Source organism: Pseudomonas sp. Con_6 (assembly GCF_059379395.1).
In genome coordinates this window covers 5,099,519-5,121,660 of record NZ_CM182011.1, presented here as the reverse complement: position 1 = coordinate 5,121,660, position 22,142 = coordinate 5,099,519, and the positions used below count along the sequence as shown (strand labels likewise).

Sequence of the window (22,142 nt, the reverse complement as noted above, 5' to 3'; positions counted from 1 at the left end):
AAGTCCCCCTCCCATCGCCATAAATCCCGCACCTGCGCGATTTATCAGGACGGCCCGCCCCGCGCGGGCCCTGTGACGTACGAGAGGGAAGGACATGAAGGCAGTAATACTGGCCGGTGGACTGGGCACTCGCATCAGCGAAGAGTCGCACCTCAAGCCCAAGCCAATGATCGAGATCGGCGGGAAGCCAATTCTCTGGCACATCATGAAGCAGTACTCGGCCCACGGCATCCATGACTTCGTGATCTGCCTCGGCTACAAGGGCTATGCGATCAAGGACTTCTTCGCCAACTACTTCCTGCACACCTCCGACGTCACCTTCGACATGCGCGCCAACCGCATGGACGTGCACCAGAACTACAGCGAGCCATGGCGCGTGACCCTGGTCGACACCGGCGAGGAAACCATGACCGGCGGCCGCCTGCGCCGCGCCGCACGCTACCTGGAAGACGAGAAGGCCTTCTGTTTCACCTACGGTGACGGCGTCTGCGACCTGAACATCGGTGCCCTGGTGGACTTCCATCTGCAGCACGGCAAGCTCGCCACCGTCACCGCCGTACAGCCGCCCGGACGCTACGGCGCCCTGGAGCGCGACGGCGACCGGGTCAGTGGCTTCATCGAGAAACCCCGTGGCGACGGCGGCTGGATCAACGGCGGCTTCTTCGTCCTCTCGCCGAAGGTGCTGCCCTACATCGCCGATGACCAGACGTCCTGGGAGTCCGAGCCCCTCGCACAACTGGCCGCCGAAGACCAGTTGCAGGCGTTCCAGCACGATGGCTTCTGGCATCCGATGGACACCCTGCGCGACAAGAACCACCTGGAACATCTGTGGCAGAGCGGGGAGGCCCCATGGAAACAGTGGGCCTGAACGCCGAATTCTGGCAGGGCAAGCGCGTCCTGCTGACCGGCCACACCGGCTTCAAGGGCAGCTGGCTGGCGCTGTGGCTGCGTGAACTGGGCGCCGAAGTCACCGGCTTCGCCCTCGATCCGCTGGAAGGACCGAACCTCTACGAGTTGGCCCAGGTCGGCCGCGAGATCCGTGATATACGCGGCGACCTGCGCGACCTCGGCGCGCTGCTCGAAGCGGTAGCCGAGGCGCAGCCGGAAATCGTCCTGCACCTGGCGGCGCAGCCGCTGGTGCGCGAAGCCTACCGTGATCCGCTGGGCACCTATTCCAGCAACGTCATGGGTACTCTCAACCTGCTCGAAGCGATCCGCCAGGTTGGCGGCGTGCGCTCGGTGGTGCTGGTCACTACCGACAAGGTCTACGCCAACCAGGAATGGCCATGGCCCTATCGCGAGAACGAAGCCCTCGGCGGCCACGATCCGTACAGCAGCAGCAAGGCCTGCTGCGAGCTGCTGGCGCAGTCCTACACGGCGTCGTTCTTCGCCCCGGAGAAACATGCCGAGCATGGCCTGGCCCTGGCCACCGCGCGCGCCGGCAACGTCCTTGGCGGTGGCGACTTCGCTGCCGAACGCCTGATTCCCGACGTACTCAAGGCCTGGGATGCCGGGCATCCGGTCACCCTGCGTTATCCACAGGCGGTCCGCCCCTGGCAGCACGCCCTGGAGCCCCTGGCGGGCTACCTGCTGCTGGCCCACCGCCTGTACACCGAGGGCCCGGCCTTCTCCGGGGCATGGAACTTCGGCCCTAACGAAGGCGACATGTGCAGCGTCGGCGAAGTGGTCGCCCACCTGTCGCGGCAGTGGCCGGACTCGCCGGGCATCCGCGTCGAGCCGAGCGAGCTGCATGAAGCCGGCGTGCTGCGCCTGGACAGCGGCCGCGCCCGGCAATTGCTCGGCTGGCGTACGCGCTGGTCGCTGCGCGAGTGCCTGGAGCACACCCTGCAATGGCACCTGGCATGGAAGCGCGGCGACGATCTGCGCGCCGTGACCCTCGACCAGCTCAACCTGTACGCGGAGCTGTCGTGAGCGACCTGCATCTGCACGCCTTGCCGCTCGCCGGCCTGTTCAGCGTCGAGCACAAGCGCCATGGCGACGCCCGCGGCCAGTTTTCCCGGCTGTTCTGCGAAGGCAGCCTGGAGGGCTTGGGCACGCCGTTCCATATCCGCCAGATCAACCATTCGCGGACCCTCGGCGAAGGCTCGGTACGCGGCCTGCACTACCAGCAAGGCGAGCAGCCGGAAGCCAAGCTGATCACCTGTCTGCGCGGCGCGGTGTGGGACGTGGCGGTGGACTTGCGCCAGGGCTCGCCGACCTTCCTGCAGTGGCATGCCGAACGCCTCGAAGCGGACGACGGACGCAGCCTCCTGATCCCGGCCGGTTTCGCCCATGGCTTCCAGGTGCTTGGCGAGGAAGCCGAGTTGCTCTACCTGCACAGCGCCGACTACGCCCCGGTCCGCGAAGGCGGGCTGTCGGTGCACGACCCGCGCCTGGCGATCGCCTGGCCGCTGCCTGTCAAGAATCTGTCGGCCCGGGATGAAGCCCATCCCTGGCTGGATCACCTTTTTACCGGAGTGCCTGCATGAATTGCCGTGGCTGTGGCGCAGCGCTGAACCTGCCCTTGATCGACCTCGGCACCGCGCCGCCTTCCAACGCTTACCTGCGCGCCGAGCAACTGGCCCAGGCCGAGGCCTGGGTACCGCTGAAAGTCGGCGTGTGCCAGCAGTGCTGGCTGGTGCAGACCGAGGACTACACCCGCGCCGACGCGCTGTTCGATGCCGACTACGCCTATTTCAGCTCCTACTCCAGTTCCTGGCTGGCGCATGCCCGCCAGTACGTCGAGGACATGAGCGCGCGCTTCGGCCTGGACGGGCAGAGCCGGGTGGTGGAAATCGCCGCCAACGACGGTTACCTGCTGCAGTACGTGGCCGCCCGCGGCATCCCGTGCCTGGGTGTCGAGCCGACTCGCAGCACCGCCCAGGCGGCGCGGGAAAAAGGCCTGGAGATTCGCGAGGTGTTCTTCGGCGAGGGCAGCGCCCGGGCGCTGGTGGAGGAGGGCTGGGCCGCCGACCTGATGGCAGCCAACAACGTTCTCGCCCATGTCCCGGACATCAACGATTTCCTCCGCGGTTTTGCCACCCTGCTCAAGCCGGCGGGCGTTGCTACCTTCGAGTTTCCGCACCTGCTCAGCCTGATGGCCGAGCACCAGTTCGACACCCTGTACCACGAGCACTATTCGTACCTGTCGCTGACCGCGGTACGCACCCTGTGCCAGCGCAACGGCCTGGAGATCTTTGACGTCCAGGAACTGCCGACCCACGGTGGCTCGCTGCGGGTCTTCGTGCAGCGCGCAGGTGGTCCGCAGGACGTGTTGCCGGCGGTGCAGGGGCTGCTGGAGATCGAGGACAAGGTCGGTGTGAGCAGCGCGGACTTCTATTCGACCCTGGCCCCGGCCGCCGAACGCATCAAGCACCAGTTGCTGCGCTTCCTGCTCCAGGCCAAGGCCGAGGGCAAGCGCGTGGTGGGCTATGGCGCCGCAGCCAAGGGCAACACCCTGCTCAACTACGCCGGGGTACGGGGCGATCTGCTAGCCTGGGTCGCCGACGCCAACCCGCACAAGCAGGGCAAGTTCCTCCCGGGTAGCCGTATCCCGGTGGTGGCGCCGGAGCGCCTGGCCATCGAGCAGCCGGATTATGTGCTGGTGCTGCCGTGGAACCTGCTCAAGGAAGTCAGCGAGCAACAGGCGCTGGTGCGTGAGTGGGGCGGCCGCTTCGTCATCGCCGTGCCGGAGCTGACCGTCCTGTGATGAAGGTATTGCTCACCGGCGCCAGCGGTTTTGTTGGGCAGCACCTGGTCGCCGCCTTGTTGGCCCGGGGTTGTCAGGTGCGCGCCGTGGCGCGCCGCGAGGAACCTGCGCGTGCCTTGCCGTGGTTCGACCAGGTCGAGTTCGTCGGCGCCGATATCCATAGTCCGGACACCGATGTCGCCGCCTTGTGCGACGGCGTCGATGCCCTTGTTCACCTGGCCTGGCCGGGTTTGCCCAACTACCAGGGCCTGTTCCACTTCGAACGCAACCTGATGGCCGACTACGCCTTCATCAAGCGCGCGGTCGAGGCCGGCGTGGGGCAGGTGCAGGTCACCGGCACCTGCTTTGAATACGGTCTGCAAAGCGGCCCACTGGACGAGGCAGTCGAGTGCCGGCCGGCCAACGCCTATGGCTTGGCCAAGCACAGCCTGCACCTGTTCCTCGCCAGCCTGCGCCAGCAGTTGCCGTTCGCCCTGCAATGGGCGCGGCTGTTCTACCTGCATGGCGCGGGGCAAAACCCCAACAGTCTGCTGGCCGCGCTGGACCGGGCGATCGATGCCGGCCAGGCGCACTTCGACATGTCCGGCGGCGAACAGTTGCGTGATTTCCTGCCGATCGAAACGGCAGCCGCGTACCTGGCCGATCTGCTCCAGCAGCGCGATTTCAGCGGTGTGGTCAACGTTTGCAGTGGCCGGCCGATATCGGTACGTAGCCTGGTGGAACGTCACTGCGCCGCGCGGGATTCGCGGATCGCCCTGAATCTTGGGCATTACCCTTATCCGACGCACGAGCCCATGGCTTTCTGGGGCGATGCCCGCCTTCTGCGGGCCTTGCTGGGAGCAGAACATGAAGCATGAGTTGTACCGCGCCAGCGACCTGCCGGTGCTGCAGAACCGCACTTTCGCCGATGCCGCCAGCGCTCGCGCCAGTGCCAGTGCCGACATGCGCCTGGTGCAGGACCTGGGCACCGGCCTGGTGTTCAACGACGCCTTCGATGCCGACAAGCTCAGCTACGACAGTGACTACCAGAACGAGCAGGCCCATTCCGGCCAGTTCCAGCGTCACCTGAACGATGTCGAGGCCATCGTCGCCCGGCATTTCAAGGGTCGCAGCCTGATCGAAGTAGGCTGCGGCAAAGGGTATTTCCTTGAGTTGCTGCGCGAGCGCGGCTACGCGGTGACCGGCATCGACCCGGCCTATGAGGGCAGCAATGCCGAGGTTATCAAGGCGCCATTCACCCCTGAGCTGGACCTGCGCGCCGAAGCCATTGTCCTGCGCCATGTGCTGGAACATATCCAGGACCCGGTGAGCTTCCTCCACGAGATCGCCCGCGCCAACGGCAACCGCGGTCTGATCTACATCGAAGTACCGTGCCTGGACTGGATCATCGAGCACAAGGCCTGGTTCGACCTGTTCTACGAGCACGTCAACTACTTCCGCCTCTGCGACCTGAAGAGTCTGTTCGGCCGCGTGCTGGAGGCCGGGCGGCTGTTCGGCGAGCAGTACCTGTACGTGGTCGCCGACCTGGCCAGCCTGCGCCGCCCCGACGCGGCCGGCGTCGCACCGCTGCACCTGCCGGTCGACTTCAGCGCCAGCCTTGCGCGCGCGGTGGCGATTGTCCGTCGCGACGCCGGCAAGGGCTCGGCGATCTGGGGGGCCTCGTCCAAGGGCGTGATCTATTCGCTGTTCCTGCAGCGCGCCGGTGTGGCGGTCGACCAGGTGGTCGATATCAACCCGGCCAAGCAGGGCCGTTACCTGCCACTCAGCGGCGCACGGGTGTCGTCGCCGGAGGAGGCCATGGCCGCCTTGCCCGATGGCGCCAACCTGTTCGTGATGAATTCCAACTACCTCGATGAAATCCGTCGCATGACCGCCGACCGCTTTACCTATCACGCCGTCGACAGCGTCGCATTTCAATGACTTCCCAGAGAGACAGCACCATGACCGACGTTATCAAAGCCTTCGAAGCCGAATGCGCTGCCGGTATCAAAGCCCAGGGCGCAGACGAGCAGCTCAAGGGCCTGGCCCGGGACTTCTTCAACGAGTCGGCCAAGCACAAGTACAGCTACCACTTCTCCTGGATGGGCCGGCCGATCATCCAGCTGCCCCAGGACATGCTGGCGATGCAGGAGATCATCTGGCGGGTCAAGCCGGACCTGATCATCGAGTGCGGCATCGCCCACGGCGGTTCGATCATCTACTACGCCTCGCTGCTGGAACTGCAAGGCCACGGCGAGGTGCTGGGCATCGACCTGGACATCCGCCCGCACAACCGCGAAGCCATCGAAACCCATCAGATGGCCAAGCGCATCTCGATGATCGAAGGGTCGAGCATCGATCCGGCGATCGTCGCCCAGGTTCGCGCGCTGGCCGAGGGCAAGAAGGTCATCCTCGTGCTGGACTCCAATCACACCCACGAACACGTCCTCGAAGAGCTGCGTGCCTACGCGCCGCTGGTGGCCGTGGACAGCTATTGCGTGGTGATGGACACCGTGGTCGAGGACATGCCGCCGGAGTTCTTCCCCGACCGTCCATGGGGTCCGGGCGACAACCCGAAGACCGCAGTCTGGGAGTACCTCAAGGAAAACAGCGATTTCGAGATCGACCAACAGATGCAGGACAAGCTGCTGATCAGTGTCGCCCCGGATGGCTACCTGCGCCGGGTGCGCTGATCCTGCGTTCACTTGATGGCCTCATCGCGGGCAACGCCCGCTCCCACATTGTCCGTGTCGGACACAAAACCTGTGGGAGCGGGCGTTGCCCGCGATGAGGCCCGAATGACCACCACTGATTTCGAGTCAGGTACCGCCATGCTCATTTCCTCCCTGCACGACCAGTTCACCCTGGTCCTGCTGACCCACAAACGCCCCTCGTTCCTGCGCCGCTCCCTGCAGTACTACAAGGATTTCCAGGGCCGGATCCTGGTGTTGGATTCCTCGCTGCAGCCCGCCGAGGACATCGCCAGTCGCTTCCCGAATGTCGACTACCATCACCTGCCGCAGTTCGACTACATGGGCTTCCAGGCCAAGATCACCCACGGCCTCGGCCTGGTGCAGACCCCGTACATGGCCCTGGTGGCCGACGACGACTTCGTCCTGCCCGATGCCATCGTCGAGTCGCTGGCGTTCCTTGACGCCAATCCTGATTACGGCATGTGCCACGGGTACAACCTGATGTACCTGGCCACCGGACGGCATACCAACTATTACCGCCGTGACAAGAAGCTCGAGCAGGAAGACTTCGCCAGCGACGATCCGCGCCAGCGCGTGCTCGATTACCTCTACGCTTATATCCCGCCGTTCTACGCGGTGACCCGCACCGCGCTGCTGCAGGACTGGGCCCGGCAGATCCCCGCGAACATGCGCTTCGAATGGCTGGAGGTCAGCCATGTGTACTTCCTCCTGGCCAGCGCCAAGGCGCGCATGCTGCCGATTCCCTACGTGGTGCGCGAAGCCAACTACGGCGCCTCCGAGCACAAGACCGAAGTGACCTACGCACTGGCCTTGCCGGACCCTGAGTCGGTGGCCAGCCGCGAGGCGTTCACCGATGTCCTGGCGGGCCTGGACACGCCGCTCAAGGGCGAGGGCGAAGAGCTGCGGGCGTTCGTCCGGCAGAGTTTCGCGACGATGTACGAAGGCCTGGCGCAAAAGCGTTCGCTGACCATCGAGCAACTCTTCTACTCCCTGGTCCAGGGCCCTGGTGTTCCCGCGAAGCGGGGATTCCTGCCCACCCAGTACGTAGAATTGCCGTTCTACAACAAGGCCTTCTTCGATCGCCTCGACGAAATCGAGTTTCACCTGCACGCCATGCCGGCCGGCCGTGTGCAACTGGAGGAACTGGAGGCGATCTGGTTGAAACAGGAGCGTCTGCTCGCGGTACAGGTCAATGACAATGCCCTCAGTCAGATCGCCCGTGCTCGCGAAGCGCTGCAGGCAGCACCCTACAACCTCACTGTGGTCAAGCGTCTGGCCGACCTGCTGCAGGACGACGGTGAGACGGAAGAGGCGGGCAAACTGCGTGAGTGGGCCCGACGTCTGGAAGCGGTGCAAAGCGATGGCGGCCGCGCGCTGCTGGCTGCGCAACCTTCCGGCCGCCTGCTTGACTGGCTGGACGCACGCCAGCCTGACGAGGCCAGCCGCGCGGCCATTACCAAGCATCTCGATCAGCATCAGGGTGGTCCGCAGATCGGTGTCCTTCTGCTCAACCTGGAGCACGACGAGGCCAAGCTGCAAGCCACCTTCGACAGCCTGCTCGGCGGTGTCAGCCGCGCCTTCCGCGTCGTGGTCTTCACCAACGGTGCGCTGCCGGCGACGACCAGCCTGCAACAGACCCTGCACTTCGTCCGCGTGAGCAAGGACGACTACGTCGACAAGCTCAACCAGGTCGCCCGCCAGATGGACTGCGACTGGGTGATGCTGGCCGAGGCCGGCGACGAATTCACCAGCACCGGCCTCGTGCGCGCCGGCCTGGAACTGCTCGACGCACCGGACTGCCGTGCGGTGGCGGTGGATGAGATCCAGGTTCTGGCGGGCGCCTGGCGTGAAGTCCTGCGACCAGGGATCAACCTGGACCTGCTGCAGAGCCTGCCGGGACTGATGGCGCGCCACTGGCTGGTGCGTCGCGAGGTGCTGGTCGAGGCGGGTGGTTATGCCGGTGAGTTCAGCGACGCGCTGGAATACGACCTGCTTTTGCGGCTGATCGAGAAGGGCGGCCTGAACGGTCTGGCGCACCTCGACGAGCCGCTGCTGATCAGCCGCGCGCCGGAGGCCGTACACAACGAACACGCCCGTCTGGCCCTGGCCCGGCACCTGTCCGCTCGCGGCTACAAGGCTCAGGTCAGCTCGGCGCAGCAGGGTGGCTTGCGCATCGACTACCGTCACCTGGAGCGTCCGCAGGTGTCGATCATTCTGCGCAGCGAGGAAAACCAGGACGCCCTGCAGCGTTGTCTGGAAAGCATTCTCCAGCGCACCCGCTACACGCGCTACGAGGTGCTGATCGTCGATAACGCCAGCCAGTCACCGCAGCACCTGCAATGGCTGGAGCAACTGCAGAAGCTCGGCGGTCGCGTGCGCGTCCTGCAGAGCCCGCAGCGCCTGAGCCCTGCCGCCCTGGTCAATGCCGCCAGCGCCGAAGCCACGGGCGACTATCTGGTCCTGCTGGACGCCGAGGCGGAAATCGTCAACGCCAACTGGCTGGAACTGCTGCTCAACCAGGCCCAGCGCCCGGAAGTCGGCGTGGTCGGGGCAAAGCTGGTGGACGCGGAGGGTACGGTCACCCAAGGCGGCCTGATGCTCGGCGCCAACGGTGTGGTGGCGGCCCATGTCGGCCTGGGCAAGGACGACACCGGCTACCTCGGGCAGGCTGCGGTGGAGCAGAACTACCCGGCGGTCTCGGGTGTCTGCCTGATGGTCCGCGGCGAGGTGTTCCGTGCCCTCGGTGGACTGGACGAGGAGGCTTTCGCTGCCAGTCATGCTGATGTCGACCTGTGTCTGAAAGTCGCCGACGCCGGCCTGTTGACCGTGTGGACGCCGCAGGTTCAGGTGGTCCATCCGGGGCGGCTGTCGGACGACGCAGTCGCGCTCGCCGCCTTGCGCGACAAGTGGTCGTCGTTGTGGTCGAGCGCGGCCCATGGTCGCAGCCTCGAACCGCGCAGCGCTGCGTTCGACTGGAGAGCCCTGGTCGGCTGAACCAGCGACAGGGCCAGGGACTGGCCTGACTCTTGCTTCGGGCTTGGGTAAACAGGGTGGTGGTCAGAAAAACGTTGGTTTTCCGGCCCCCGCCCACTGCGAGTTACGGTTGCCGGCCTTTTCCCGAAGGGCCGGCAATCAAGCCAGGATTCCGGCATGTTCGACGACAAGTCCCTCTTTACTTCCAGCGTGATCGGCGCGTTCGGTCGCACGCTGTCCGGCGCGCCGGTGGAACTGGCCGGCGGCCTGGCGGCACCATTGCCGTCGGCGACCGTGAGCCGGATGCCGCTGGCCGAGAGGTCGGTGTCGCCGGAATCCGGCACTGTTCCCTATGGTCGACAGAGCGTCGATCAGGCCGATATCGATGCCGTCGTCGAGGTGCTGCGTTCCGACTGGTTGACCCAAGGTCCAACGCTCGAGCGTTTCGAACTGGCGGTCGCCGAGCGTTGCCACGCCACGCACGCGGTTGCGGTGAGCAATGCCACCGCTGGCCTGCACCTGGCTTGCCTGGCTGCCGGCCTGGGTGCTGGCGACTGGTTGTGGACCAGTCCCAACAGTTTTGTCGCTTCGGCCAACTGCGCCCGCTACTGCGGTGCTAGCGTGGATTTCGTCGATATCGATCCGCAGACCTGGAACCTGGACGTGCATGCCTTGGCGCGCAAGCTGGAGCGGGCCCGCAGCACCGGACGTCTGCCCAAGGTGCTGGTGGCAGTGGCCTTCTCCGGACAGAGTTGCGACATGGTCGAGATCGCCCGTCTGGCCCACGAATACGGTTTTCGTGTGATCGAGGATGCAGCCCATGCCTTTGGCGCCGACTATGCTGGCGAACCGGTAGGTTGTGGTCGCTACGCCGACATGACCGTGTTCAGCTTTCACCCGGTGAAGATCATCACCAGTGGCGAGGGTGGCATGGTTCTGTGCAACGATCCCGAGCTGGCCCGGCACCTGCGCGGCCTGCGCAGTCACGGCATCACCCGTGACCCGGCGCAAATGAGCGAAGCCAGCCATGGCGGCTGGTACTACCAGCAGACCGAGCTGGGATTCAATTATCGGATGTGCGATATCCAGGCGGCCCTTGGCTTGTCGCAGTTGCGTCGGCTCGATGAATTCCTCGATCGCCGTCGCCAACTGGCGGCGCGCTATGAGCGTCTGCTGGCCGACCTGCCGCTGCAGTTGCCGACGGCGCAGTCGGGGGCGCATTCTGCCTGGCACCTCTACGTGGTGCGCCTGCACGCGTCGCTCGAAGGTCGGCATCGTGCCGTGTTCGACGGCATGCGCGCGGCGGGCATCAACGTCAACCTGCACTACATCCCCATTCACCTGCAGCCCTACTACCGTGATCTCGGTTTCGCCGACGGTGACTTCCCCGAGGCGGAGCGTTATTACCGCCAGGCGATCACCCTGCCGTTGTATCCGGATCTCGGCGAAGCACAGCAGGACAGGGTGGTAGCTGTGTTCGCCGAGCTGTTGGAGCAACAGGCATGAGCGGCGCGGTAGCGATCATTCCGGCCCGTGGCGACAGCAAGCGGATTCCCGGCAAGAACCGCAAGCCGTTCAAGGGCGAGCCGATCATGGCCTACTCGATCCGTGCCGCACTGGGTTGCGGCCTGTTCGATCGCGTGGTGGTCAGTACCGATGATCCGCTGATCGCGGCAACGGCCCGGGAGTTGGGCGCCGAGGTGCCGTTCATGCGTCCGGCTACGCTGGCCGATGACCATGCCAGTACGCTCGCGGTCATCGTGCATGCCTTGCAGGCCCTGGAAGAGCAGGGCTACTGGGCCGAGCTGGCGTGTTGCATCTACGCGACCGCGCCGTTGCTGCAAAAGCGCTACCTGCGGGCCGGTTTCGAAACCCTGGTGGCACATCCGCACAAGGACTACGCGTTTTCCGTGTGTAGCGCCGGCTTCCCGGTGCAACGGGCCCTGACCTTGACCGACGATGGCGCCTTGACGCCCCTGTACCCGCAGTACCGCGACACCCGCTCGCAGGATCTGCCCCATGCCTATCAGGATGCCGCACAGTTCTACTGGGGGCGCAGTGCCGCCTGGGTGCGCGGTGAGCCACTGTTCTCCGAACGCAGCCTGCCGGTGATGGTGCCGCGGCATCTGGTCCAGGACATCGATACCGAGGACGACTGGGTGCGGGCCGAATACCTGTACAGCGTGTTGCACGCTGCCGGGGAACTGGACGATTGAACCTGCTGTTTCGCGTGGATGCCGGCTGTTCGCTGGGTATCGGCCATGTGGCCCGCTGCCTGACCCTGGCGGCGGAACTCAAGACTTGTGGGGCGAAGGTCAGTTTTGCCTGTCGTGACATCGCCGGGCATCAGATGACCCGCATTGCGGCGGCGGGACATGCGGTCTTCGCCCTGTCGGCCGATACGCCGGACGAGATAACCGCGCTGCGGGCGGTTTTGCCGGAGGATGCTTTCTTCGACTGGATCATCGTCGACCACTATCAGCTCGATGCCGACTGGGAAACCGCAGCACGACAATGGGCGCGGCGACTCATGGTGATCGACGATCTGGCTGATCGTAACCACGCCTGCGACCTGCTGCTGGACCAGAACTTCACCGCCAGCGCGGCGCTCTACCAGGCGCGGGTTCCCGCAACCTGTCGTCTGCTCGCCGGGCCTCGCTACGCCTTGTTGCGCCCGGAGTTTCGCCGCGAACCCGAGGCGGCGGCCGCTACCGCCCGGCGCGTGCTGGTCAGCTTCGGTGGTTTCGACCAGGCGGGCATGACCCTGAAGACCCTCCAGGCCCTGGTCGGCAACGAGCCGGTCGTGGTCCAGTGCATCGCGGGGCAGTCCAGCCCGGACCAGGCGTGCTTGCGCGCCCTGGTGGAGGCGCATCCCGGCTGGCAATTGCTGCCTTTCGTCGACGATCTGGCCGAACGTATGGCGGCCGCCACGCTGTTTGTGGGGGCCGGTGGCGGGACCACCTGGGAACGTGCTGCCCTGGGCTTGCCCAGTCTGTGCGTCAGCGTTGCCGACAACCAGGTGGCCAATGCGCAGGCCCTGGCCCGCGCTGGCGTCCATCTCTATCTGGGGGGCGCGGAGCAGGTCACGGTGGAGGCGCTGCGCCAGGCCATCGCCGGGCTATTGAGCAATGCGCCGTTGCGTCAACAATTTGCCGCATGCAGTCGGCAACTGGTGGATGCCCTGGGCGCGCGGCGCGTGGCGGCGGCACTGTTCAGCGATGCAGGTTATTCACAGGCTGAGTGCCATTTCGAACAGGTATTGAAGGATTCGCAAGATGAGCAGTTTTGATATCGGTCACCGTCGTGTAGGCACCGAGGTCGCACCGCTGGTGATCGCCGAGATGAGCGGCAACCACAACCAGTCGCTGGAGCGTGCGCTACAGATCGTCGAGGCTGCGGCGAAAGCCGGGGCCCATGCGCTGAAACTGCAGACTTACACCGCCGACACCATGACGCTGGATCTGAAGCACGGTGAGTTCTTCATCGAGGATCCCAAGAGCCTGTGGGCGGGGTCATCCTTGTATGAGCTGTACCAGAAGGCCTATACGCCCTGGGAATGGCACGAGCCGATTTTCCGCCGCGCCCGTGAGCTGGGCATGCTGGCTTTTTCCACCCCGTTCGATGAGACCGCCGTGGACTTCCTCGAAAGCCTCGAGGTGCCGGCCTACAAGATCGCCAGCTTCGAAAACACGGACCTGCCTTTGATCCGCAAGGTGGCGGCTACCGGCAAGCCGATGATCATTTCCACTGGCATGGCCAGCATTGCCGAACTGGACGAAACCGTGCGTGCCGCCCGTGCGGCCGGTTGTCGCGACCTTGTCCTGCTCAAATGCACCAGCACCTATCCGGCGAGTCCGGAAAACAGCAACGTGCGGACCATTCCGCATCTGCGCGAGTTGTTCGGTTGCGAGGTCGGTCTGTCGGATCACACCCTCGGGGTTGGTGGCGCGGTAGCTGCGGTGGCGTTGGGTGCCAGCGTCGTGGAAAAGCACTTCACTCTGGATCGCAATGAAGGTGGCGTGGATGCTGCATTTTCCCTGGAGCCTTCTGAAATGCTCGGATTGGTGCAGGAAACCGAGCGCGCCTGGCTGGCTCTGGGGCAGGTCAACTACGGCGCGAGTCAGGCCGAGCAGGCTTCGAAGCGCTTCCGTCGCTCGCTCTACGTGGTCCGTGACATGGCTGCCGGCGAGGTGTTCGACACTCGCAACGTGCGGGCCATCCGTCCGGGGCTGGGCCTGGCGCCCAAACATCTCGATTCCCTTCTCGGGCGCAAGGCCCGGCAGCCGCTGAAGCGCGGAACGGCGCTGGACTGGTCCCTCGTCGAATAGGGTGCCGGTCGCCCTGGTGCGCCCTCCGAGTGGGCGCGCCTAGGAAAATATGCCATTGTCTGTGAAAATCCGTGACCTATCGGTCAGAACGGACATCTGTGTCTCTATCGTTAATGGGAGTGACGGCCGTGTCACCGTCATTGCCACTGCCGTCCAGTCCAGCGGGCGGCGGGAATTCCTAGTTACTGGCGCCCCTCGAATCATGCGAGCGGTGATATTCAGCCCTTTTTTATCGGGAAGCCATGATGATTGGCATCAAAAGCATTGCGAGCTACGTGCCTGCCGCCGGCGTGGACAACTACGCCCAAGGCGCCAAGTTCGGCAAGGACGAAGACTTCATCCTCGGCAAGATCGGCTCGGCCTTCCTGCCACGCAAGAGCGACGAGCAGGAAACCTCGGACCTGTGCGTCGAAGCGGCCAACGCGCTGTTCGCCTCCAATCCCGCGCTGTCGCGCGAGGCCATCGACGCGGTGATCGTGGTCACCCAGAACGGTGACGCTGAAGGCTTGCCCCACACCGCCGCGATCGTCCAGGACAAACTCGGTCTGCCAACCCATGTCGCCGCTTTCGACATTTCCCTGGGCTGCTCCGGTTATGTCTACGGTATCTACGCGCTGAAGGGCTTCATGGAAGCCACCGGCCTGAAGAACGGTCTGCTGATCACCGCCGATCCGTATTCGAAGATCGTCGACCCGGAAGACCGCAACACCACCATGCTCTTCGGCGACGCCGCCACCGCCACCTGGATGGGCGAGGACCCGGTCTGGGCTCTGGGCAAGTCGGCGTTCGGCACCGACGGTTCCGGTGCCGCGCACCTGAAGGTGACCGATGGCGTGTTCTTCATGAACGGCCGTCAGGTGTTCAACTTCGCCTTGCTCAAGGTGCCGGCGCACCTGCACGAGTTGCTCGAGCAATCGCAGTTGTCCGCCGACGATATCGATGCCTTCTGCATCCACCAGGGCAGCGCGGCCATTGTCGATGCCGTGGCGCGGCGCTTCGAAGACAAGCCGGAGAAGTTCGTCAAGGACATGGTCGAGACCGGCAATACCGTGTCGTCGAGCATTCCGCTGCTGCTGGAGAAACATGCGCTGGACACTACCTGGAAGCGGGTTGCGGTCAGTGGTTTCGGGGTAGGGCTGTCCTGGGGGTCGGCGATTCTTCATCGTTCGTGACCTGAAGCGGTTCCCGAGGTAATCTCGGGCGTTTCGCAGGCAGGGGATGCTCATCGATGAGCGAGTTTTTCCAGCGTAACGCCCAGATCCTCCAGGCCCGCTGGCCGGCGTTGTCCACACGTATCGCGGGCGAGGACAGCGCAGCGGTCAATGCGCAACTGGTCGAAGGCCTGGGCTCGACCCTCAGTATCGATGGCATCCAGCTCACCAGTCGCCACGATCGCCTCGCCGAGGCGCGTTTCCAGGCTGCCAGCCTGCCCGATGTTGCGGTGCTGCATCTCTATGGCACCGGGCTCGGTGATCTCCAGGACGTGCTGCTGCAACGCCCCGGGCTGCAGCGCCTGCACGTGCACATCCTCAACGGCGCCCTGTTCGCCCTGGTCCTGCACCTGCTCGACCAGACCTCCTGGCTGGCCGATCCACGGGTCGAACTTGCCTGCGCGGGCGACGCCAGCGAGATTGCCCTGCCGTATTTCGCCCTGCCGGCGGAGCTGGTCCTGGCCGACGACTTCAATGCGAAGATCCGCGACCGCCTGATCAGCGAAACCCACCTGACCTTCAACAACACCACCTTCGACGTGGCCGACCCGCACCTGGTGGCGCTGCTCGACCAGAGCCTGCCGCTGCTGCGCGCCGACCACGACGTGGCGCAACTGTTCGGCAGCCGGGCAGGGCAGGAGGCCTTCGTGATCGCCACCGGTCCGAGCCTGCAAGGCCACCTGCCGGCGTTGAAGCGTGTGCGCGAGCAGGCCGGGCGACCGCTGTTCATTGCCGTCGACACTGCCTACAAGCCGCTGCTGGCGGCGGGCATCACCCCGGACATCGTGGTCAGCGTCGACCACAAGATCCGCCTGCACCACCTGCCGCCCGAGGCTTCGGCGGATACCGCGCTGGTCTATATGCCCATGCTCGATGTCGAGACCGTCGCGCTCTGGCGCGGCCCGCGCTATGCCGCCTATTCCGACAGCGCCCTGTATGCCCGGGTGCGCGACACGATCCCGCGCGGGCACCTGTTCGTCGGCGGCAGCGTCATCCATCCGGCGGCGGACCTGGCGGTGAAGATGGGCATGCAGCGCATCACCCTGTTCGGCGCAGATTTCGCCTTCCCCGGCAACCGCACCCACACGGGCTGGGACGATGGCGTGCTCGGTCCGCAACTGGCCGCGGCGCGTCACTGGGTGCTCGACGGTCATGGCCAGCGGGTGCGCACCCAGCTGAATTTCCGCAGTTACCTGATCGAGCTGGAGCGCTTCATCGCCCGTCATCCGCAGGTCGACTTCGTCAACACCAGCCGGGCCGGCGCCCTGATCGTCGGCACCCGTTTCGCTCCGGAGTTCTGCCCATGACCGCCTTCCAGGACAATGCCCGTCGCTGTGCCGGCCTGTTCCGCCTGGGGCGGGATGTAGAGGCGGCGGTCGCCATGGTCGAGCTGTTCGAGGCCGCCCCGGGCCTGTTCAGCCGGGCGCCACAGGCACTGCAAGGGCAATTCGCCGCGCTGTTCGGCGAACTGCTCGCCACCCAGCAGCGCCAGGACTGGATCGCCCTGGCCGACAGCCTGGAGTACGAGCTGGTGAATCTGATCGAGCAGGCAGCTTCGACCTGAAACTGTGATGGCCATCACACCGGGCTAACCGTTTGCGTTTCCGGTGCCTCTTGGCAAGTGCCTGATTTTCAAGGGGTGGCAGCGTGATGGCATTTTTTTTTGAAAAAACCCTAAAGCAATCCCCGAACCCGGCGATAAACATTACGAAGGTTCTCTAGGCCACACCCGGCGGATGCCAGGGCCGGAAGCCGCAGTATCCATCCAACGAGGAATTCGTCATGGCATTAACCGTAAACACCAACACCACTTCGCTGGGCGTGCAGAAGAACCTGAACAAAGCTTCCGACTCGCTGAGCACCTCGATGACCCGCCTGTCTTCCGGCCTGCGTATCAACAGCGCCAAAGACGACGCCGCTGGTCAGCAGATCGCTAACAAGCTGCAGACCATGGTTACCGGTACCACCGTTGCCATCAAGAACGCCAACGACGGTAACTCGATCACCCAGACCGCTGAAGGCGCTCTGTCGGAAATCACCAACATCCTGCAGCGTATGCGTGAGCTGGCTCTGCAAGCACGTAACGACTCGAACGGCACCACTGAACGTGCTGCTCTGAACAAGGAATTCGCGGCCAAGTCCGACGAAATCACCCGTATCGCCACCTCCACCACCTACGGCACCAACAAGCAACTGCTGAACGGTTCCGCTGGCACCATGGAGTTCCAGGTCGGTGCGATGACCGGTACCAGCCAGATCCTGAGCGTTTCGATGACCTCCAGCTTCGCGGCTACCGCCCTGGCTGTTGGTACCGGCGCCCTGGCGATCTCCGGTACTTCGGACTCCGCAGTTCACACCGCTGTTGACGGCGCAATCACCGCGATCGACGCCGCCCTGCAGAAAGTTGACGACAAGAAATCGGAACTGGGTGCCATCCAGAACCGCTTCCAGTCCACCATCAACAACCTGCAGAGCATGAACGAGAACTCGGCTTCCGCTCTGGGCCGTGTTCAGGACACCGACTTCGCCGCAGAAACCGCTCAGCTGACCAAGCAGCAAACCCTGCAGCAAGCGTCCACCGCAGTTCTGGCCCAGGCCAACCAACTGCCATCCGCTGTACTGAAACTGCTTCAGTAATAGCTACGATGAAGAGCGAGGGCGTGCGCGAGCATTCCCTCGCTTTTTACTTTGGAGGTGATGGGCGATGGACATGAGCGTCAGATTGAACGCGTCTTACCCGGCTCCGGCGGCAGCCGTGGCCCAGCAGGACAAAGCTGCTGAACAGGGTGCGTCCGAGAAGGTCCACAGCAAGCCGAGCCTTGCGGCTGTGGAAAACGAGAAGAAACAGTCCGACACCGACTTGCAGGAAGCGGTGAAGGGCCTTCAGGATTACGTCCAGTCGTTGCAGCGCAACCTGGAGTTTTCGGTGGACGAGTCCACCGGAACGACTGTCGTCAAGGTGATTGCGCGGGACAGCGGCGAAGTGATTCGACAGATTCCGTCGGAGACCGCCCTGGAACTGGCCAAGAGCCTGCAAGACGTCAACAGCCTGCTTTTCGACGAGAAAGTCTGAAAGCGGTACGAAATTTGATTGATCCCCGGTTCGTGGCCAGTGATGGTCAAGCGTTTGGCGTGAACCAAAAAGGAGAGAACAATGGCAAGTCCAATTCTACCGGCCCTCGGCCTTGGCAGTGGTCTGGATACCACTGCGATCGTCAAAGCCCTGGTTGACGCCGAAAAAACGCCCAAGCAGAACCAGATCGACCGGCAGACCAAGGCCAATACGGCCTCGATCTCCGCCATCGGCAGCCTGAAAAGTGCGCTGGCCACCTACAAGACCGCGCTGGAAAAACTCGGCAGCTCTACCACGCCGCAGTTCATCGCCTATTCGGCGACCACTGCCGACGACAAGACCGTCAAGGCGACGGCGGGTGCGAATGCGGTTAATGGTAACTACAACGTCGTCGTCAACAGCCTCGCTACGGCGTCCAAGGTCGCCAGCCAGCGCTTTGCCGACAGCAGCACGGCGATCAGTGAAGGCACCCTGGTGATCAAGCAGGGCGCGGCGGGTGAAGAACTCAAGGTCGAGATCGGTGCCGGTGCCACCTTGCAGTCGGTGCGCGATTCGATCAACGGCACGCTGACCGCCAAGGGCATCACCGCCAACATCATCAACGACGGCACCGGCTCGCGCCTGGTCCTGACGTCGACCAACACGGGTGCCGGTTCGGACATTTCCGTGAGTGGCATCAGCGAACTGGAGATCACCGGCACCACCAAGATGACGGGCACGGGCGCCGGCTTCATTACCGAGATCGCCAAGGATGCCTCGTTCACTGTCGACGGCATGCCGCTGACCAGCAAGTCCAACAAGGTCGAGAATGCCGTCAGCGGCCTGACCTTCGAGCTGGTGGCCAAAACCACTGAAGCAGGGACCAACATCACTGTCGGCACCAACAACGACGGCCTGAAGAAATCGGTGCAGAGCTTCGTCGACGCCTACAACGCGCTGGTGACTACCATCAACAACTTCAGCCAGACGCCGAAGAACGCTGATGGCACCATGGGTACCGCTCCTGCACTGGCTGGCGACTCCATGGTCCGCGGCATGCTCTCGGCGCTGCGCAACGAGCTGGTGGTTCCCAACGCCAATGGCAACGGCACCTTGAAGGTGCTGTCGCAGTTGGGCATCAATACCGTGCAGAGCACTGGCCTGCTGGAGCTCGACAGCACCAAGTTCACCGCGGCCATCGACACCCAGAAGCTGGGGGGCGAGATCCAGAAGATGTTCTCCGGTGATGACGGCCTGGCCAATCGCATGACCAAGGCGCTGGAACCGTACACGGCCACCGATGGCCTGCTGGCGGACCGCTCGAAGATCCTCGAGAGCGCCAAGAAGAACCTGACCATGCAGCAGTCGAGCCTGGATGCACGGATTACCGCGATGACCACCTCGCTGACCAAGAAGTACAACACCATGGATACCCTGGTCGGCAAGCTCAACGCCCAGCGTGATAACATCACGTCGATCTTCAGTGCGATGGCGGCTCAGCAGAAAAACTCCTGATCCCGCGCGTAACGCCAAAAGCCCGGCAGTGCCAATCCAGCATGTCGGGCTTTTTGCATTTTTCCTAAAGTTTTTTGACGCGGCGCCGATAGCCCTGTCATAGAGACAACGTTTTTGGTGAGGTACACGCAATGAATCCGATGTTGGCCCTTCGGCAGTATCAGAAAATCAGTGCACAGGCGCAGACGTCCGAAGCCAGCCCGCACCGCCTGGTGCAAATGCTGATGGAAGGCGGCCTGGACCGTATCGCCCAGGCCAAAGGCTCGCTGGAGCGCAAGGATATCGCCGGCAAGGGCATCGCCATCGGCAAGGCCATCGGCATCGTCGGCGGTCTGCGAGAGGGCCTGGACCGCGACAACATGACGGCGGAACTGGAGCGTCTGGACAACCTCTATCTCTACATGACCCGTCGCCTGACCGACGCCAACCTGAAGAACGACATTGCCGCGCTCGACGAAGTGACGGAATTGTTGACTACCGTCAAGGAAGGCTGGGATGCGGTCGCTCCACAATAACCAGTTGCGATAGAGGGTATCGTGATGAGTGCTGTGCTCAAGCGAATCGAGGAAACCCGGGAGGCGCTGATCGGTGCACTGGCCAAGCGCGACTGGGAAGCGGTGGGTGAACTGGACCAGGCTTGCCGTGACTGCATGGACGAGGTAATGAGCGCGGAAGTGGTCGACGAGGAGGCGCTGCGGGACAACCTTCAGGACCTGCTCGGGGTCTATCGTCAGTTGATCGACGTGGCGACGGAAGAGCGTCAGGCAATTGCCGACGAGATGTCAAAGATCAAGCAGGCGCAACAGGCGACAAAGGTATACCATCTGTACCGCTGAAGGTGGATCGAAAATCAGTCGCGCGCCATAAATTTGACTGTGAAGGGTTTTTTGACTTAACTAGTGGCTGTTTTCTAATTTCAGACGTCGGAACACTGACCGTTCAGTCGGAATGATGTCGAGCATGCCCTTCGACGGGCCTCGAGTTGACTAGGGAAGTTGCTATTGCATGTGGCGTGAAACCAAAATTCTCCTGATCGATGACGATAGTGCTCGCCGCCGTGATCTGGCGGTGGTGTTGAATTTTCTTGGGGAAGAAAATCTGCCGTGCTCCAGTCATGACTGGGAGCAGGTGGTCGAGTCGTTGTCGTCCAGTCGTGAAGTCCTCTGTGTCCTTATCGGCGATGTAAATGCGCCGGCTGGGGTGCTGGGTTTGCTTAAGACAGTGGCTGCCTGGGATGAGTTCCTTCCCGTTCTGCTTCTGGGCGAAATTTCTTCGCTCGAACTTCCGGAAGAGCTGCGCCGCCGCGTGCTCTCCAACCTCGAAATGCCGCCGAGCTACAGCAACCTGCTGGATTCGCTGCACCGTGCCCAGGTCTATCGCGAGATGTACGACCAGGCCCGCGAGCGCGGCCGGCAGCGCGAGCCGAACCTGTTCCGCAGTCTGGTCGGCACCAGTCGGGCCATCCAGCACGTGCGGCAGATGATGCAGCAGGTTGCCGATACCGACGCCAGCGTGCTGATCCTCGGCGAGTCCGGGACCGGCAAGGAAGTCGTCGCGCGCAACCTGCACTATCACTCCAAGCGCCGTGAGGCGCCGTTCGTCCCGGTCAATTGCGGGGCGATCCCTGCCGAGTTGCTTGAAAGCGAGCTGTTCGGCCATGAGAAGGGTGCCTTCACTGGTGCCATCACCAGCCGCGCCGGGCGTTTCGAACTGGCTAACGGCGGCACGCTGTTCCTCGACGAGATCGGCGACATGCCGTTGCCGATGCAGGTCAAGTTGCTGCGCGTGCTGCAGGAGCGCACCTTCGAGCGGGTCGGCAGCAACAAGACCCAGAGCATCGACGTGCGCATCATTGCGGCGACCCACAAGAATCTCGAAAGCATGATCGAGGTGGGGTCGTTCCGTGAGGACCTGTACTACCGCCTGAACGTATTCCCCATCGAGATGGCCCCGCTGCGCGAGCGCGTGGAAGACATCCCGCTGTTGATGAACGAGCTGATCTCGCGCATGGAGCACGAGAAGCGCGGTTCGATCCGCTTCAATTCGGCGGCGATCATGTCCCTGTGTCGCCACGGCTGGCCGGGCAACGTCCGCGAGCTGGCCAACCTGGTGGAGCGCATGGCGATCATGCACCCCTATGGCGTGATCGGCGTGGCCGAATTGCCGAAGAAGTTCCGCTATGTCGACGACGAGGACGAGCAACTGGTGGACAGCCTGCGCACCGACCTCGAGGAGCGCGTGGCGATCAACGGTCATGCGCCAAGTTTCCCGACCAACGCCATGCTGCCGCCGGAAGGCCTGGATCTGAAGGATTACCTTGGCAGCCTGGAACAGGGTCTGATCCAGCAGGCGCTGGACGATGCCAACGGTATCGTCGCCCGTGCCGCAGAGCGCCTGCGCATTCGTCGTACCACTCTGGTGGAGAAGATGCGCAAGTACGGCATGAGCCGGCGTGAAGGTGATGAGCAGGCGGATGATTGACGCCTGTTTCGCGTGCTTGCCCGCGTTGTTGTCATAAAACCTTTCTTTGTATGTGGTAAAGGCCCGTGTCCACGGGCTTTTTGCGCCATCCCTGGTTCCCTCCCGAATGGCGGAAAAGTTTCCGGCATGGCTATTGCTACATCGCTGGCAACATGCCGTTTTATGACGGTAAGCCATGCG

At 63.7% G+C, this 22,142-nt stretch carries 21 protein-coding genes; all 21 read left to right on the top strand.

The features are described from left to right. Positions 1–94: 94 nt before the first annotated feature. The 21 genes from rfbF (at position 95) to AC5QPF_RS22685 (ending at position 21,962) form a co-directional block, all read left to right on the top strand. Positions 95–868, top strand: a complete 774-nt coding sequence (gene rfbF, locus AC5QPF_RS22785) for a glucose-1-phosphate cytidylyltransferase (RefSeq protein WP_494960000.1) — start codon at positions 95–97, stop codon at positions 866–868. Beyond that, a complete protein-coding gene (gene rfbG / locus AC5QPF_RS22780; protein WP_494959999.1) occupies positions 850–1,932 on the top strand; it encodes a CDP-glucose 4,6-dehydratase in 1,083 nt (360 codons plus the stop codon). The genes rfbF and rfbG overlap by 19 nt, the downstream gene beginning before the upstream one ends. After that, the gene (locus AC5QPF_RS22775; RefSeq protein WP_494959998.1) at positions 1,929–2,489 is read left to right on the top strand and encodes a dTDP-4-dehydrorhamnose 3,5-epimerase family protein; all 561 of its coding nucleotides are present in this window, start codon (positions 1,929–1,931) and stop codon (positions 2,487–2,489) included. The genes rfbG and AC5QPF_RS22775 overlap by 4 nt, the downstream gene beginning before the upstream one ends. After that, the gene (locus AC5QPF_RS22770; protein WP_494959997.1) at positions 2,486–3,709 is read left to right on the top strand and encodes a methyltransferase domain-containing protein; all 1,224 of its coding nucleotides are present in this window, start codon (positions 2,486–2,488) and stop codon (positions 3,707–3,709) included. The genes AC5QPF_RS22775 and AC5QPF_RS22770 overlap by 4 nt, the downstream gene beginning before the upstream one ends. Then, positions 3,709–4,566 (top strand): NAD-dependent epimerase/dehydratase family protein, encoded by an 858-nt coding sequence (locus tag AC5QPF_RS22765; RefSeq protein ID WP_494959996.1) that lies wholly within the window; start codon positions 3,709–3,711, stop codon positions 4,564–4,566. The genes AC5QPF_RS22770 and AC5QPF_RS22765 overlap by 1 nt, the downstream gene beginning before the upstream one ends. Continuing rightward, positions 4,556–5,629, top strand: a complete 1,074-nt coding sequence (locus tag AC5QPF_RS22760) for a methyltransferase domain-containing protein (RefSeq protein ID WP_494959995.1) — start codon at positions 4,556–4,558, stop codon at positions 5,627–5,629. Before AC5QPF_RS22765 ends, AC5QPF_RS22760 begins: the two co-directional genes overlap by 11 nt. Before the next feature lie 20 nt (positions 5,630–5,649). Continuing rightward, on the top strand, positions 5,650–6,381 hold the full coding sequence (locus AC5QPF_RS22755) for a CmcI family methyltransferase (protein ID WP_494959994.1): 732 nt from the start codon (positions 5,650–5,652) through the stop codon (positions 6,379–6,381). 105 nt (positions 6,382–6,486) lie between these two features. Continuing rightward, complete coding sequence (locus AC5QPF_RS22750) at positions 6,487–9,396, top strand: TIGR00180 family glycosyltransferase (protein ID WP_494959993.1); 2,910 nt, start codon at positions 6,487–6,489, stop codon at positions 9,394–9,396. A 282-nt stretch (positions 9,397–9,678) separates the two neighbouring features. Continuing rightward, positions 9,679–10,881, top strand: a complete 1,203-nt coding sequence (gene pseC / locus AC5QPF_RS22745) for a UDP-4-amino-4,6-dideoxy-N-acetyl-beta-L-altrosamine transaminase (protein ID WP_494964233.1) — start codon at positions 9,679–9,681, stop codon at positions 10,879–10,881. After that, a complete protein-coding gene (gene pseF, locus AC5QPF_RS22740; protein WP_494959992.1) occupies positions 10,878–11,591 on the top strand; it encodes a pseudaminic acid cytidylyltransferase in 714 nt (237 codons plus the stop codon). The genes pseC and pseF overlap by 4 nt, the downstream gene beginning before the upstream one ends. Further along, positions 11,588–12,664, top strand: coding sequence for a UDP-2,4-diacetamido-2,4,6-trideoxy-beta-L-altropyranose hydrolase (pseG, locus tag AC5QPF_RS22735; protein ID WP_494959991.1), 1,077 nt, complete (start codon positions 11,588–11,590; stop codon positions 12,662–12,664). Before pseF ends, pseG begins: the two co-directional genes overlap by 4 nt. After that, complete coding sequence (gene pseI, locus AC5QPF_RS22730) at positions 12,651–13,703, top strand: pseudaminic acid synthase (protein WP_494959990.1); 1,053 nt, start codon at positions 12,651–12,653, stop codon at positions 13,701–13,703. The genes pseG and pseI overlap by 14 nt, the downstream gene beginning before the upstream one ends. 245 nt (positions 13,704–13,948) lie before the next feature. Further along, positions 13,949–14,875, top strand: coding sequence for a 3-oxoacyl-[acyl-carrier-protein] synthase III C-terminal domain-containing protein (locus tag AC5QPF_RS22725; RefSeq protein ID WP_494959989.1), 927 nt, complete (start codon positions 13,949–13,951; stop codon positions 14,873–14,875). Between the two features lie 56 nt (positions 14,876–14,931). Next, on the top strand, positions 14,932–16,221 hold the full coding sequence (locus AC5QPF_RS22720; protein ID WP_494959988.1) for a 6-hydroxymethylpterin diphosphokinase MptE-like protein: 1,290 nt from the start codon (positions 14,932–14,934) through the stop codon (positions 16,219–16,221). Further along, a complete protein-coding gene (locus AC5QPF_RS22715; protein WP_494959987.1) occupies positions 16,218–16,478 on the top strand; it encodes a hypothetical protein in 261 nt (86 codons plus the stop codon). The genes AC5QPF_RS22720 and AC5QPF_RS22715 overlap by 4 nt, the downstream gene beginning before the upstream one ends. A 218-nt stretch (positions 16,479–16,696) precedes the next feature. After that, entirely contained in the window at positions 16,697–17,551 is an 855-nt protein-coding gene (locus AC5QPF_RS22710; RefSeq protein WP_494959986.1) for a flagellin domain-containing protein, read from the top strand. Between the two features lie 67 nt (positions 17,552–17,618). Then, positions 17,619–17,987 carry a flagellar protein FlaG gene (locus AC5QPF_RS22705; protein WP_494959985.1) on the top strand — a complete coding sequence of 123 codons (369 nt, stop codon included), beginning with the start codon at positions 17,619–17,621 and terminating at the stop codon, positions 17,985–17,987. Positions 17,988–18,068: 81 nt separating this feature from the next. Continuing rightward, positions 18,069–19,481: a flagellar filament capping protein FliD gene (gene fliD, locus AC5QPF_RS22700; RefSeq protein ID WP_494959984.1), complete on the top strand. Its 1,413-nt coding sequence runs from the start codon at positions 18,069–18,071 to the stop codon at positions 19,479–19,481. Positions 19,482–19,612: 131 nt separating this feature from the next. Further along, positions 19,613–19,996: a flagellar export chaperone FliS gene (gene fliS, locus AC5QPF_RS22695; protein ID WP_330076883.1), complete on the top strand. Its 384-nt coding sequence runs from the start codon at positions 19,613–19,615 to the stop codon at positions 19,994–19,996. 24 nt (positions 19,997–20,020) lie between these two features. Continuing rightward, positions 20,021–20,317, top strand: a complete 297-nt coding sequence (gene fliT, locus AC5QPF_RS22690; RefSeq protein ID WP_494959983.1) for a flagellar protein FliT — start codon at positions 20,021–20,023, stop codon at positions 20,315–20,317. Positions 20,318–20,486: 169 nt separating this feature from the next. Then, positions 20,487–21,962 (top strand): sigma 54-interacting transcriptional regulator, encoded by a 1,476-nt coding sequence (locus tag AC5QPF_RS22685; RefSeq protein ID WP_494959982.1) that lies wholly within the window; start codon positions 20,487–20,489, stop codon positions 21,960–21,962. Positions 21,963–22,142 lie beyond the last annotated feature (180 nt).

What these genes read in the sequence shown, in the direction of transcription:
- rfbF (WP_494960000.1), top strand. Translation starts at nt 95, where the DNA reads ATGAAGGCAGTAATACTGGCCGGTGGACTGGGCACTCGCATCAGCGAA.
- rfbG (WP_494959999.1), top strand. Translation starts at nt 850, where the DNA reads ATGGAAACAGTGGGCCTGAACGCCGAATTCTGGCAGGGCAAGCGCGTC.
- AC5QPF_RS22770 (WP_494959997.1), top strand. Translation starts at nt 2,486, where the DNA reads ATGAATTGCCGTGGCTGTGGCGCAGCGCTGAACCTGCCCTTGATCGAC.
- AC5QPF_RS22765 (WP_494959996.1), top strand. Translation starts at nt 3,709, where the DNA reads ATGAAGGTATTGCTCACCGGCGCCAGCGGTTTTGTTGGGCAGCACCTG.
- AC5QPF_RS22760 (WP_494959995.1), top strand. Translation starts at nt 4,556, where the DNA reads ATGAAGCATGAGTTGTACCGCGCCAGCGACCTGCCGGTGCTGCAGAAC.
- AC5QPF_RS22755 (WP_494959994.1), top strand. Translation starts at nt 5,650, where the DNA reads ATGACCGACGTTATCAAAGCCTTCGAAGCCGAATGCGCTGCCGGTATC.
- AC5QPF_RS22750 (WP_494959993.1), top strand. Translation starts at nt 6,487, where the DNA reads ATGACCACCACTGATTTCGAGTCAGGTACCGCCATGCTCATTTCCTCC.
- pseC (WP_494964233.1), top strand. Translation starts at nt 9,679, where the DNA reads ATGCCGCTGGCCGAGAGGTCGGTGTCGCCGGAATCCGGCACTGTTCCC.
- pseF (WP_494959992.1), top strand. Translation starts at nt 10,878, where the DNA reads ATGAGCGGCGCGGTAGCGATCATTCCGGCCCGTGGCGACAGCAAGCGG.
- pseI (WP_494959990.1), top strand. Translation starts at nt 12,651, where the DNA reads ATGAGCAGTTTTGATATCGGTCACCGTCGTGTAGGCACCGAGGTCGCA.
- AC5QPF_RS22725 (WP_494959989.1), top strand. Translation starts at nt 13,949, where the DNA reads ATGATTGGCATCAAAAGCATTGCGAGCTACGTGCCTGCCGCCGGCGTG.
- AC5QPF_RS22720 (WP_494959988.1), top strand. Translation starts at nt 14,932, where the DNA reads ATGAGCGAGTTTTTCCAGCGTAACGCCCAGATCCTCCAGGCCCGCTGG.
- AC5QPF_RS22715 (WP_494959987.1), top strand. Translation starts at nt 16,218, where the DNA reads ATGACCGCCTTCCAGGACAATGCCCGTCGCTGTGCCGGCCTGTTCCGC.
- AC5QPF_RS22710 (WP_494959986.1), top strand. Translation starts at nt 16,697, where the DNA reads ATGGCATTAACCGTAAACACCAACACCACTTCGCTGGGCGTGCAGAAG.
- AC5QPF_RS22705 (WP_494959985.1), top strand. Translation starts at nt 17,619, where the DNA reads ATGGACATGAGCGTCAGATTGAACGCGTCTTACCCGGCTCCGGCGGCA.
- fliD (WP_494959984.1), top strand. Translation starts at nt 18,069, where the DNA reads ATGGCAAGTCCAATTCTACCGGCCCTCGGCCTTGGCAGTGGTCTGGAT.
- fliS (WP_330076883.1), top strand. Translation starts at nt 19,613, where the DNA reads ATGAATCCGATGTTGGCCCTTCGGCAGTATCAGAAAATCAGTGCACAG.
- fliT (WP_494959983.1), top strand. Translation starts at nt 20,021, where the DNA reads ATGAGTGCTGTGCTCAAGCGAATCGAGGAAACCCGGGAGGCGCTGATC.
- AC5QPF_RS22685 (WP_494959982.1), top strand. Translation starts at nt 20,487, where the DNA reads ATGTGGCGTGAAACCAAAATTCTCCTGATCGATGACGATAGTGCTCGC.